This window comes from Porphyrobacter sp. AAP82, from assembly GCF_000331285.1.
Taxonomy (GTDB): domain Bacteria; phylum Pseudomonadota; class Alphaproteobacteria; order Sphingomonadales; family Sphingomonadaceae; genus Erythrobacter.
Genome location: NZ_ANFX01000008.1, coordinates 202,409 through 214,798, shown reverse-complemented (window position 1 = coordinate 214,798; position 12,390 = coordinate 202,409). Strand labels below are relative to the sequence as shown.

The 12,390-nt window shown below is 67.0% G+C and carries 12 protein-coding genes, 2 tRNA genes and 1 other RNA gene; 9 read left to right on the top strand and 6 right to left on the bottom strand.

The features are described from left to right. Positions 1-295: 295 nt before the first annotated feature. Positions 296-372: transfer RNA gene (locus D620_RS0101920), tRNA-Pro, on the bottom strand. 111 nt (positions 373-483) lie between these two features. Between D620_RS0101920 and thyA the strand changes: the two genes are divergently transcribed. From thyA to D620_RS0101895, 5 genes are all read left to right on the top strand, one after another. Continuing rightward, positions 484-1,452, top strand: coding sequence for a thymidylate synthase (gene thyA / locus D620_RS0101915; RefSeq protein ID WP_017664093.1), 969 nt, complete (start codon positions 484-486; stop codon positions 1,450-1,452). A gap of 114 nt (positions 1,453-1,566) precedes the next feature. Then, positions 1,567-2,862, top strand: coding sequence for a thiamine pyrophosphate-dependent enzyme (locus D620_RS0101910; protein WP_017664092.1), 1,296 nt, complete (start codon positions 1,567-1,569; stop codon positions 2,860-2,862). Then, positions 2,859-3,926 (top strand): alpha-ketoacid dehydrogenase subunit beta, encoded by a 1,068-nt coding sequence (locus D620_RS0101905; protein ID WP_017664091.1) that lies wholly within the window; start codon positions 2,859-2,861, stop codon positions 3,924-3,926. The genes D620_RS0101910 and D620_RS0101905 overlap by 4 nt, the downstream gene beginning before the upstream one ends. Before the next feature lie 7 nt (positions 3,927-3,933). Then, complete coding sequence (locus D620_RS0101900; protein WP_017664090.1) at positions 3,934-5,217, top strand: dihydrolipoamide acetyltransferase family protein; 1,284 nt, start codon at positions 3,934-3,936, stop codon at positions 5,215-5,217. A 118-nt stretch (positions 5,218-5,335) separates the two neighbouring features. Continuing rightward, a tRNA-Asp gene (locus D620_RS0101895) sits at positions 5,336-5,412 on the top strand. Positions 5,413-5,475: 63 nt separating this feature from the next. Here the strand turns inward: D620_RS0101895 and D620_RS0101890 are convergent. From D620_RS0101890 to D620_RS0101875, 5 genes are all read right to left on the bottom strand, one after another. Next, positions 5,476-5,700 carry a DUF2842 domain-containing protein gene (locus tag D620_RS0101890; RefSeq protein WP_026091878.1) on the bottom strand — a complete coding sequence of 75 codons (225 nt, stop codon included), beginning with the start codon at positions 5,698-5,700 and terminating at the stop codon, positions 5,476-5,478. A 3-nt stretch (positions 5,701-5,703) separates the two neighbouring features. After that, positions 5,704-6,282 carry a 5-formyltetrahydrofolate cyclo-ligase gene (locus D620_RS0101885; RefSeq protein WP_017664088.1) on the bottom strand — a complete coding sequence of 193 codons (579 nt, stop codon included), beginning with the start codon at positions 6,280-6,282 and terminating at the stop codon, positions 5,704-5,706. A 204-nt stretch (positions 6,283-6,486) separates the two neighbouring features. Beyond that, positions 6,487-6,659: non-coding RNA, 6S RNA (gene ssrS / locus D620_RS15895), on the bottom strand. Between the two features lie 11 nt (positions 6,660-6,670). Continuing rightward, complete coding sequence (locus D620_RS15635; protein WP_017664087.1) at positions 6,671-7,171, bottom strand: cell division protein ZapA; 501 nt, start codon at positions 7,169-7,171, stop codon at positions 6,671-6,673. A gap of 9 nt (positions 7,172-7,180) precedes the next feature. Continuing rightward, entirely contained in the window at positions 7,181-7,396 is a 216-nt protein-coding gene (locus D620_RS0101875; protein WP_017664086.1) for a hypothetical protein, read from the bottom strand. 204 nt (positions 7,397-7,600) lie between these two features. On the opposite strand from D620_RS0101875, the gene tkt reads away from it, so the two are divergent. From tkt to D620_RS0101855, 4 genes are all read left to right on the top strand, one after another. Further along, complete coding sequence (gene tkt, locus D620_RS0101870; RefSeq protein WP_026091877.1) at positions 7,601-9,580, top strand: transketolase; 1,980 nt, start codon at positions 7,601-7,603, stop codon at positions 9,578-9,580. A gap of 15 nt (positions 9,581-9,595) precedes the next feature. Next, on the top strand, positions 9,596-10,603 hold the full coding sequence (gene gap / locus D620_RS0101865; protein WP_017664084.1) for a type I glyceraldehyde-3-phosphate dehydrogenase: 1,008 nt from the start codon (positions 9,596-9,598) through the stop codon (positions 10,601-10,603). Positions 10,604-10,751: 148 nt separating this feature from the next. Beyond that, positions 10,752-11,954 carry a phosphoglycerate kinase gene (locus D620_RS0101860; protein ID WP_026091876.1) on the top strand — a complete coding sequence of 401 codons (1,203 nt, stop codon included), beginning with the start codon at positions 10,752-10,754 and terminating at the stop codon, positions 11,952-11,954. Between the two features lie 3 nt (positions 11,955-11,957). Beyond that, positions 11,958-12,389 carry a nuclear transport factor 2 family protein gene (locus tag D620_RS0101855; protein ID WP_017664082.1) on the top strand — a complete coding sequence of 144 codons (432 nt, stop codon included), beginning with the start codon at positions 11,958-11,960 and terminating at the stop codon, positions 12,387-12,389. Position 12,390 lies beyond the last annotated feature (1 nt).

The following is a 12,390-nucleotide window of genomic DNA, read 5'->3' as shown; positions in this document are numbered from 1 at the left end:
ATCGTCTGTCCTTCCTTCAGGCCAGACTCTAATCGCTCGTGGAGGAAAATCAGGGGGTCACGTCAACAGCGATAGGACGGGCCGCTCGGCTTCGACGGCCGGGCTAGAATACCGTCGCTTGTGCGTCCCCAAAAGAAGACAGTGATCCAACGAAGAAACTGTGACCAGTAGTCATTGTTCGGATTCGACCGCGAAAGAGATTCAGATAAAAATCGAAACCGGACCCCAAACCGGACCCTGAAAGAGACAGTGCTCCAACTGGCCCAAAAAATACCACTTGTTTTTCAGGTAGTTATGGTCGGGGAGAGAGGATTCGAACCTCCGGCCCCTGCCTCCCGAAGACAGTGCTCTACCAGGCTGAGCTACTCCCCGACCGTGTCGTTCCCGCGCGCCCGGAAGGCCCTGCGGGTCGAGGCAAGGCGCGCCCTATAGGTGTGGATGGGCATGGTGGCAAGCGGGCAATTGCGGCTTATAGTCGCGCCCATGGCCAGCAGCGCGATTCCCTTCTCTTCCCCGGCACCAGCCCACCCTGAACAGCAGTATCTCGATCTGATGCGGCAGATCTGGCAGACCGGGAGCGAACGGATCGACCGCACCGGGATCGGCACGCGTTCGGTGTGCGGGGCGATGTTGCGATTCGATCTTGGCGGCGGCGCCATGCCGCTGCTCACCACCAAGCGTGTCTACTGGAAGACCGCGACGCGTGAATTGCTGTGGTTCCTGACCGGCGAGACGAACATTCGCCCGCTGGTGCTCCAGGGCGTCAAGATCTGGAACGAGTGGCCCCACGCGCGCTATGTGCGCGAGACGGGCGATCAGGTCAGCCTCGAGGATTTCGTCCAGAGCATCGCCGAGGACGAGGCCTTCGCCCTCCGCTGGGGCGATCTCGGTCCGGTCTATGGCAAGCAGTGGGTGGACTGGCCGACCTACCGCTACCGTCCCGACGGGCTCTACGAGAAGGGCGAAGGCATCAACCAGATCGCGCAGGTGATCAAGAGTCTGCGCACCGCACCCGGCAGCCGCCGCCACATCATCGAGGGCTGGAACGTTGCCGAGCTTGACCGCATGGCGCTGCCGCCGTGCCACAAGACCTACCAGTTCCACGTCAGCGGGGAGGGTAGCAGCGCGCGGCTCAACTGCCTGCTCTACCAGCGCTCTTGCGATGTCGCGCTTGGCCTGCCGTTCAACCTGTGGTCGGCGGCGCTCCTCACCGCGATGATCGCGCAGCAGGTGGGGATGGAGCCGGGCGAGCTGGTGTGGATGGGGGGCGACGTGCATCTCTACCTCAACCACGCGCACCTCATCGCGGAGCAGCTTGCGCGCCAGCCGCAGGGCCACCCGCGGCTCGCCATCACAAGGCTGCCCGAAACAATATTCGACTACCGGATCGAGGACTTTGTGGTGCATGATTACACCCCGCTGCCCCCGATCAGCGCGCCTGTTGCGGTGTGAGGCCGCCGCGCTCGCCGTGCTTGACCGCTCACCGGCGGTGAAATAAAAATACGTATTCAAGCAATGATCGCACCCGCTCCCGCGCGGCGTGCCGGCATGGGGAGAGCGCGCAATATGGCCGGTTCTGGCAATCCCGCAGAGGGCAACCGCCCGGCGCTTGCGCTGCACGTGCCCGAGCCCAGATACCGCCCCGGCGACACCGCGGATTTCTCGCATATCGATATCGGCGCGCCCGGCGACCAGCCGCGTCCCGACGAGGGCGTCCACCCCTCGCAGATGGCGGGCCTTGCCTATGGTCTCGTCCGGGTGCTGGGTGACGACAACCTTGCGCACGGCCCCTGGAACCCGCGCCTTTCGCCCGATCGCTTGCGCACCATGCTCGGCCACATGGCGCTGGTGCGCGCCTTCGACGAGCGGATGTTCCGCGGGCAAAGGCAGGGCAAGACCAGCTTCTACATGAAGTGCACCGGGGAAGAGGCAACCTCGATCGCCCCCGCGATGGCGCTCGCCAGCGACGACATGATCTTCCCCTCCTACCGCCAGCAGGGGATCCTGATCGCGCGCGGCTATCCGCTGATCGAGATGATCAACCAGATCTATTCGAACAAGGCCGACAAGCTGAAGGGCCGCCAGCTGCCGATCATGTATTCGAGCCGAGAGCACAGCTTCTTCAGCATTTCGGGCAACCTCGCCACGCAGTGTCCGCAAGCGGTGGGCTGGGCAATGGCGAGCGCTTGCCGGGGCGATAGCCGGATCGCGGCAAGCTGGGTGGGCGAGGGCTCGACCGCCGAGGGCGATTTCCACTCGGCCTGCACCTTTGCCGCCGTCTACAACGCGCCGGTCATCCTCAACGTGGTCAACAACCAGTGGGCGATCAGCAGCTTCTCGGGCTTTGCAGGCGCCGAGCGCACCACATTTGCCGCGCGCGGGCTTGGCTATGGCATTGCCGCCTTGCGCGTCGACGGCAATGACCCGCTCGCCTGCTATGCTGCCGCCGAATGGGCCGCAACCCGCGCGCGGGGCAATCACGGGCCGAGCCTCATCGAATACTTCACCTACCGCGCGGAAGGCCACTCCACCTCGGACGACCCCTCGGGCTACCGTTCTGCGCAAGAGCGCGATGAATGGCCGCTCGGCGATCCCGTCAACCGCCTCAAGAACCACCTTATCGCCATCGGCGAATGGGACGAGGAGCGCCAGAGCGCGATGGACCTCGAATGCGCCGAGCGGGTCAAGACGACCACCAAGGAAGCCGAGAAGAACGGCATCCTGGGCCATGGCCTCCACCACCCGTTCCACACCATGTTCGAGGACGTCTACGAGGAACTCCCCTGGCACCTCGAGGAGCAGGCCGAGCAGGCGATCCGCGAGCGCATCGCCAAGTTCGGCACCGAAAGGCCCTTTGGATGAGCGAGCAACCTGCCACTCTGGGCGAGGCCGTGATCGGGGCCAAGGACGCCGGGCGCCGCCTCAACATGATCGAGGCGATCAACGAAGCGCTCGACATCATGCTGACCCGCGATCCCGACGTGATCATCATGGGCGAGGATGTCGGCTATTTCGGCGGCGTGTTCCGCGCCACCGCCGGGCTTCAGGCCAAGCACGGCAAGACGCGTGTCTTTGACACCCCGATCAGCGAATGCGGGATCATTGGCGTGGCGGTGGGGATGGGGGCCTATGGGCTCCGGCCGGTCCCGGAAATCCAGTTCGCAGACTACATCTATCCCGGCCTCGACCAGTTGGTCTCCGAAGCCGCGCGGCTGCGTTACCGTTCGGCGGGCGATTACATCGCGCCGATGACCGTGCGCTCGCCCTTCGGCGGGGGCATTTTCGGCGGCCAGACCCACAGCCAGTCGCCCGAGGCGCTGTTCACCCATGTGGCGGGTCTCAAGACCGTGATCCCGGCAACCCCCCATGACGCCAAGGGCCTGCTGATTTCGGCGATCGAGGACAATGACCCCGTCATCTTTTTCGAACCCAAGCGCATCTACAACGGACCGTTCTCGGGCTATTACGACAAGCCGGTCGAGCCGTGGAAGAAGCACCCCGATTCCGTGGTGCCGGAAGGCTATTACAAGGTGCCGCTCGGCAAGGCGCGCACGGTGCGCGAGGGCGAGGCCTTGACCGTGCTCGCCTATGGCACGATGGTCCATGTCGCCGAGGCGGTGTGCGCGGCCAAGGGCGTGGATGCCGAAATCCTCGATCTGCGCACGCTGGTCCCGCTCGACATCAAGGCGATCGAAGCCTCGGTCGCAAAGACCGGGCGCTGCCTCGTCGTCCACGAGGCGACCCGCACCTCGGGCTTCGGGGCGGAGCTTTCGGCGCTCGTTACCGAACGCTGTTTCTACCACCTCGAAGCGCCCGTGGAACGCGTCACCGGCTTCGACACGCCCTATCCCCACAGCCTCGAATGGGCCTATTTCCCGGGCCCGGTCCGCATCGGCGAGGCAATCGACAAGCTGCTCAAGGACTGACCGCGTCATGGCGAAATTCATCTTCAAAATGCCCGACGTGGGCGAAGGCGTGGCCGAGGCGGAAGTCGTCGAATGGCACGTCAAGGTCGGCGACCGGGTCGAGGAAGACCAGCACATCGTCGACGTGATGACCGACAAGGCGACGATCGACATCGAAAGCCCGGTGTCGGGTGTGGTGACGGCGCTTGCGGGCGAAGCCGGCGAGGTGGTCGCGATCGGCGCGATGCTGCTGGTGATCGAGACCGAAGGCGAGGTGACCGAAGAGGAAGCCGAAGCCGCCGCCGTGCAGGCCGAAGATGACATGTCCGATGCGCCGACCTCGCAAGAGGTGGCCGAGCGGATCGAGGCCGAATCGCCGGCTGCTTCGGACGCCGGCGAGGCTGCCACGGCAGCACCGGCCCCTGCGTCCCAACACCGGGCCGAGGCCAAGGTTCTGGCCTCCCCTGCCGTGCGCCAGCGCGCGCGCGATCTCGGCATCAACCTTGCGCAGGTCAGGCCCGCCGCCGATGGCCGCGTGCGCCACGCCGATCTTGACGCCTTCCTCGCCTATAACGGGGGCTTCGGTGCGGCGGGCAAGGCGCGGGGCGACGAGACGATCAAGGTGATCGGTCTCAGGAAGCGCATCGCGCAGAACATGGCCGCGGCCAAGCGTCACATCCCGCACTTCACCTATGTCGAGGAGTGCGACGTCACCGATCTGGAAGAGCTGCGCGCGCAGCTGAACGCTGCGCGGGGCGACAGGCCGAAGCTCACCATGCTGCCGCTGCTGATCACCGCGATCTGCAAGACCATTCCGGCCTTCCCGATGATCAACGCGCGCTTCGATGACGAGGCGAATGTCGTCACCCGTTATGGCGCGGTGCATCTCGGGATGGCAGCGCAGACGACAAGCGGCTTGATGGTGCCGGTGATTCGCGACGCGCAAGGCCTGAACCTGTGGCAGCTTGCCCGCGAGATCGGCCGTCTGGCCGAGGCTGCCCGCACCGGCAAGGCAACCTCCCAGGAGCTCTCGGGCTCGACCCTCACCGTCACCTCGCTCGGGCCCCTGGGCGGCGTTGCGACCACGCCCGTCATCAACCGGCCGGAGGTCGCGATCATCGGCCCCAACCGCATCGTCGAGCGCCCGATGTTCGTCCCCGACGGGATGGGAGGCGAGCGCATCGCCAGGCGCAAGCTGATGAACATCTCGATCTCCTGCGATCACCGCGTGGTCGACGGGCACGATGCGGCGAGCTTCATTCAGGGCATGAAGCGGCTGATCGAGACCCCGGCGCTGCTGCTGGTCGATTAGGTGAAATTATTGCGTCAAGGCAGGCCAAGAGGGCGTTGACAGCCCGAAGCCTCCGCCCTAATGGCGCTGCTCCACGAGCGGGACGGCCTTGCCGGAACGCTCGTTCAGGACAAGATGCGCGGGTGTAGCTCAGTCGGTTAGAGCGCCGGCCTGTCACGCCGGAGGTCGCGGGTTCGAGCCCCGTCACTCGCGCCACTTGTCTCCCGGACAGCCCTTGGGGCAGCGACAAGGCGGGCTTCGGTCCGCCTTTTCTTTTGGCTATTCCGGCGGGCTCCAGCTGCCGGTCTCCATCCAGATCAGGAAGCGCCGCAAGGGCAGCAGCCAGACAAGGCCGAGGATCACGTAGACCACGGTCTGCGCCGCGCCCGGCCAGCCGCCGATGATGTCGGGGGCATAGCGCGCGATCACGATGCCGTAGACCATCAGGGCGATGAACAACGCGAAGATGCCGAGAGGAATTCGCCAGGTCGGGGTCTCGCGCATGGTTCAGAGGCTTCCGTAGATCCGGGTGGGGGTGACGACCGCACCCAGCGGCTTGTCGTGGGGTTCGGTGGGCAGGGTCGCGCAGGCCTGTGCGTCCCATGCAAGGCCAACGGCCAGCTGCGGGGGATGTTCCGCGAGCCAGCGGTCATAATGCCCGCCGCCTTGCCCCAGCCGGTCGAGATCGGGGGTGAACCCCACCAACGGCACGAACAGCACGTCCGGCACCAGCGCCCCGGCCTCGGCGGCGGGCTGGAGCATGCCGAAGGGGCCGACTTCAAGGTCGCTCTCGTCATGGGGGTCGGTGTGGCGCGCGAAGGTCATCGCGGCGCCGCGCGCGGCGAAGCGGGGGAGGGCGATGGTGTGCCCCGCCTCGTGGAAGAAGCGCGCATAGCCGCTCGCAGGGGCCTCGTGGGCGGCGGCGTGGTAGAGGCCGATCACCGCCTCGTCGCCGATCCGTGCGAGGAGCGGGGCCGGGGGGCGATGGAACAGCAGGCCGCGAATGGAGTCCGGCAGCGCCGCAACATGCGCACGGCGCGCGGCGCGGAGCTGTTGGCGGAGTTCCGATTTGGTGGGGTGGGTCATCGCTTCGAGCGGTAGACCCCGCGTCTTATGGCGGCAAGTGCGATGGCCGCTCGCCCCTCCACCACCTTCGGTGGTCCCCGTCCCCTGAAGGGGAGGATTATCGGCCGCAGGCCGCAAGCGCGAACGCGCGCCCACAGGGGTGGCCCGCAGGGCCGGGCCCCCGGACGAACCGCATCGCGGAGGCGATGCGGAAAACAAGAAAGTGACGGAACCACCATGGGTCGTTTGCGCTAGAAATCCTCTGACGCCTTTAACGTCAGGTGGGCGCCGTATGCCCGAGACCCCCGGACGAACCAGTGGACCCGGGCAGGGACAACTCCCATTGGATTGCTTATAGCCTCAGGGATATTCAATCGGCTCGTGCCGGGCAGTCCCGCCGCCAGGCTATCTAGGCGCTGGCAGCCGCCGCTTCAAGCGCGGCGGCGCTGGCTTCGGCAGCAGCAGCCAGCGCTTCGAGCCGCGCGGCGAGGTCCGCATCAACGGCGGCGGCCGCAGGTGCGCTCCCGAACAGGTCGAATTGCGGAACCGGTGACGGGGCGGGGGCCTCGGGCGCGGGGGCCGGATGCGCGGCGATCTCGCGCGCTTCGGCCAGCTCGGCCTCGAGCCGCGCGATCACCTCGCGCGCGGCATCGAGTTCGGCGGTATCGGGTTCGGGCGCGGGGGCCGGCTCGGGGATTTCGGCGATCCGCATCCTTGCCTCGGCCAGCTCGTCGGCGAGGAACAGCGCGGCGAAGACCAGATTCTGCGCCTCGAGCGGCGCGCGCGCGCTGCCGAGCTGCGCATATTTATCCGCGATCATCGCCCCCAGCGCGCGGATATGCGCCTCCTGCCCGTCCGCACAGGCGACCGCGTAACTCTTGGGGCCGATGCTGAGGGTGACGGTGCTCATGCCTTGCGCCTATTCCTCCAGCGCCGCCAGCAGATCGTCAAGTTCCCGAAGGCTCTCAGCGACTTGTTCGCGCAGCTTCTCATGGACATTGACCAGCTCGACGACCCGCGCCGAACTGCTCCCGGCTCTGGCATCGTCTGCTGCAAGAGCGTCACGCGCGGCAGCGATGCGCGCCATCGCGGCCTGGATGCGGGTCAGCGCGGATGCGATGCGGTCGGCGGTCATGAGGAGAGACGATACCAACACAATCAAGGCGGCGCAAAGCCTTGGGGCGGGCTGTTGATAAGTGCCTCGGGGGCGCGAGACGGGGATCGGCGGCGGCAAAGGTTGACCTCCCCCGTCCCCTCGGCAATGGCACAGCGCGACCGGGACCGGGGTCGAATCGCGCGATTGCAGTCAAACCGGTCCGTGCAGGAGAACAGCGTGCCGATGAGCCTCGATGCCGCCCGCCTTCAGCCGATGGCCAACGCCATCCGCGCCCTGTCGATGGACGCGGTCGAGGCGGCCAATTCGGGCCACCCGGGAATGCCGATGGGCATGGCCGACGTGGCGAGCGTGCTGTTCACCCGGCACCTGAAGTTCGATCCCGCCGCGCCCGGGTGGGCCGACCGTGACCGCTTCGTGCTCTCGGCCGGTCACGGCTCGATGCTGATCTACAGCCTCCTCTACCTCACCGGCTATGCCGCGCCGACGATTGGCGACATCCGCAACTTCCGCAAGCTCAGCTCCCCTTGCGCGGGCCACCCCGAGAATTTCCTGCTCGACGGGGTGGAGTGCACCACGGGCCCGCTGGGGCAGGGCCTGGCGATGGCGGTGGGCATGGCGATGGCCGAGCGGCATCTCAACGCCGTGTTCGGCGAGGCTCTCGTCGACCACCGCACCTGGGTGATCGCTGGGGACGGTTGCCTGATGGAAGGCATCAATCACGAGGCGATCGGGCTCGCCGGGCATCTGGGGCTTGGCCGCCTCAATGTGCTGTGGGACGACAACCGCATCACCATCGACGGGGCGACGGATCTGTCCACCTCCGAAGACATCAAGGCGCGTTACATCGCGACCGGTTGGCACGTGACGACCTGCGACGGGCACGATTTCGCCGATATCGACCGCGCGCTTGCCGAGGCGAAGGCCGACCCGCGCCCTTCGCTGATCGCGTGCCGCACGCTGATCGGCAAGGGTGCTCCCAACAAGCAGGGCACCAGCGGGGTCCACGGCGCGGCGCTGGGCGCGGGCGAGGTTGCCGCTGCGCGCGCGGCGCTGGGCTGGCCGCACGAACCTTTCGTGGTGCCCACCGAAATCCTTGCCGATTGGCGCAGCGCGGGCGAGCCGGGGCGCAGCGCCCATGGCGCCTGGGCAGGCCGGCTCGAAGCAAGCCCCCACAAGGCCGAGTTCGAGCGCCGCATGGCGGGCGATCTGCCGCATGGCGATGGGTCAGGCGAATATATCGCCTCGCTGATCGCAAACCCGCAGAAGGTCGCCACCCGCAAGGCCAGCGAGATGGCGCTCGCCCAGATCAATCCGCGCCTGCCCGACACGATCGGCGGCAGCGCCGACCTCACCGGCTCGAACAACACGCTCGCAGGCGGGATCGGGACCTTCTCCAAGGCCGATTACGCGGGCCGCTACGTCTATTACGGCATCCGCGAATTCGGGATGGCCGCGGCGATGAACGGGATGGCGCTGCATGGCGGGGTGATCCCCTATGGCGGGACCTTCCTCGTCTTCACCGATTACGCGCGCGGGGCGATCCGCCTGTCGGCGCTCCAGCACGCCCGCGTGATCTATGTGATGACGCATGATTCGATCGGGCTTGGCGAAGACGGCCCGACCCACCAGCCGGTCGAACACCTCGCGTCGCTGCGGGCGATGCCGAACCTTCTCGTCATGCGCCCGGCCGATGTGGTCGAGACCGCCGAGTGCTGGCAGATCGCGCTCGCGCAGAAGGACCGGCCCACGGTGCTGTCGCTGACCCGCCAGAACCTGCCGCAGCTGCGCCTCACCGATGCGGGCGAGAACCTGTCGGCCAAGGGCGGCTATCGCCTCAAGGCCGCCGAGGGCCCGCGCAAGGTGGTGATCCTGGCAACCGGCTCCGAGGTCGAGCTTGCCGCGGCCTGCGCCGCGCAGCTCGAAGCGCAGGGGATCGGCACGGATGTCGTCTCGATGGTCTGCACCGAACTGTTCGACGAGCAGCCCGCCGCTTACCGCGCCGATCTCCTCCCCGCCGATGCGCTGGTCGTCTCGGTGGAAGCGGCGAGCACCTTCGGGTGGCAGCGCTATACCGGGACCGGGGGGCTCAACATCGGCATCGACAGCTTCGGGGCTTCGGCGCCGGCGGGCGATCTGTTTGCCCATTTCGGCTTCACCGCGGAGGCGATTGTCCCGCAAATCCTGAACACGTTGAACGCATAAGCAGGAGTACCTCTCATGGCTACCAAAGTCGCCATCAACGGCTTCGGCCGCATCGGCCGTCTCGTCGCCCGCGCCATTCTCGAGCGCACCGACCATGATCTCGATCTCGTCGCGATCAACGACCTTGCCGACGCCAAGGCCAATGCCCTGCTGTTCGCGTTCGATTCGATCCACGGGCGCTTCCACGGCGAAGTGACCGCCGATGGCGATGCGATCATCGTCAATGGCAAGCGCATCGCGGTGACCAAGGAGCGCGATCCAGCCAACCTGCCGCACGCGGCGATGGGCATCGACATCGTGCTCGAATGCACCGGCTTCTTCCAGAGCGATGAAGCCAGCCGCCCGCATCTGGCCGCAGGGGCCAAGCGCGTGGTGATTTCGGCGCCCGCCACCGGCGTTTCCAAGACCATCGTCTACGGCGTCAATCACGAGACGCTGACCGCCGAGGACGTGATCATCTCCAACGCGTCGTGCACCACCAATTGCCTTGCGCCGGTGGCCAAGGTGCTGAACGATGCGATCGGGATCGAGCGCGGCTTCATGACCACGATCCACTCCTACACCAACGACCAGCGCATGCTCGACCAGATCCACAGCGATCTGCGTCGTGCGCGGGCGGGGGCGCAGAACATGATCCCGACCACCACCGGCGCCGCGCGCGCGGTCGGGCTGGTGCTGCCCGAGCTGAAGGGCAAGCTCGACGGTTCGTCGGTGCGCGTGCCGACCCCCAACGTCTCGATGGTCGACCTCGTCTTCGTGCCCTCGCGCGAGACCACCGCCGAGGAAATCAACGCGGCGCTCAAGGCCGCCGCCGAGGGCCCGATGAAGGGCGTGCTTGACTTTACCGACCAGCCGCTGGTCTCGAGCGATTTCAACCACTACCCGGCATCGTCCACGGTCGATTCGCTGGAAACCAGCGTCATGGAAGGCAAGCTCGCCCGCGTCGTCAGCTGGTACGACAACGAGTGGGGCTTCTCCAACCGCATGATCGACACCGCCGGGGTGGTGGCGAAGTTCTTGTGAGCTGATCCTCCCCTTCGGGGGAGGGGGACCATCCGCAGGATGGTGGAGGGGCACCCGCCACTGTTCGGATCATTCGAGGGTGCCCCTCCACCCCGTGCGTCCCGCGCGCGGTTTCCCTCCCCCGGCGGGGGAGGAACGGAGTGAGCCAATTCCCAAGTTCAAGACCCTCGATGATCTGCCCGCCAACCTCACCGGCGAAATCGCGCTGGTGCGCGTCGACCTCAACCTCCCCATGAAGGACGGCTCGGCGACCGACGTGACCCGGGTCGAGGCGGTCAAGCCGACCATCCTCGAACTCGCCGGGCGCGGGGCCAAGGTGCTGCTGCTGGCGCATTTCGGCCGTCCGGGGGGGCAGCGCTCCTCCACCCTCTCCACCAGCATGGTGATCGGCGATGTCGGACGCGTGATCGGCGAGGAGATCATGTTCATCCCCGAGATCGCCGGGCCCGTGGTCGAACAGTCGATCGGCATCCTGCGCAGCGGAGATATCGGCCTGCTCGACAACACCCGCTTCTGGCCGGGCGAGGAGGCGAACGATCCCGACCTCGCCAAAGCCATCGCTGCCCACGGCACGCTTTACGTCAACGACGCCTTCAGCGCCGCGCACCGCGCGCACGCGACCACCGAGGGGCTGGCGCATCTGCTGCCGGCCTATGCGGGCCGCTCGATGGAGGCCGAACTGAAGGCGCTCGACGCCGCCCTCGGCACCCCCGAACAGCCGGTCGCGGCGGTGGTCGGCGGAGCCAAGGTTTCGACCAAGCTCGCGGTGCTGGAAAACCTCGTCGGCAAGGTCCAGCACCTCATCATCGGCGGGGGCATGGCCAACACCTTCCTTGCCGCGCGCGGCGTGAATGTCGGCAGGAGCCTGTGCGAGCACGATCTTGCCCCCACCGTCACCGCGATCATGGACGAGGCCGAGCGCGCGGGCTGCACCGTGCACCTGCCCTATGACGTGGTCGTCGCCAGGGAATTCGCTGCCAACCCCGCCTCCTTGCGGGTCTGCAATGTCCACGAGGTCGCCGAGGACGAGATGATCCTCGACGTCGGCCCGACCGCAGTCGAGGCTCTGGCCGACGTGCTCAAGACCTGCCGCACGCTGGTGTGGAACGGACCGATGGGCGCCTTCGAGACCGAGCCCTTCGACGCGGCGACCGTGGCACTGGCGCGCACCGCGGCAGCGTTGACGCTCGAAGGCTCGCTCATCAGCGTCGCGGGCGGGGGCGATACGGTCGCCGCGCTCGCCCATGCCGGGGCCGCTGAAGATTTCACCTATATTTCAACCGCTGGCGGCGCGTTCCTCGAATGGATGGAAGGCCGGATCCTGCCCGGCGTCGCCGCGCTCGAAGCCTGATCCGTGGCCACAATCAGCGAAGCCGAGATCGAGGCGCTGGCGCTCGGCGCGATGCGCGCCTGGGTCGCGGGCGATGCCAAGGCGATGAAGCAGCTGACGACCCGCGATTTCCTCATGCTGGTCGGCAGCACGCCGCCGCAACTGCTTGACCGGCCGAGTTTCCTTGCCGCGATGGCGGGGGGCTTCGGATGCACCCGCTTTGCCTTTCGCGAAGTGATTGCGCGCCGGCACCGCGATGCGGCATGGTTTGTGGCCGGCGCCGAACTCGACCTGGCGCTGGGCAGGCGGGCGTGGACCGGCGCGTTCCTGGTCTCGGCGCTGTTCCGCAAGAGCGCGTGGTCGAGAAGGCTGCTGCTTGCCGACCTCAGCCTCGCGCGGCTCGATCCCGATCAGGATGTCGCCGGTGCCATCAGCCGCCTGCAATTGTGGAAGTGAT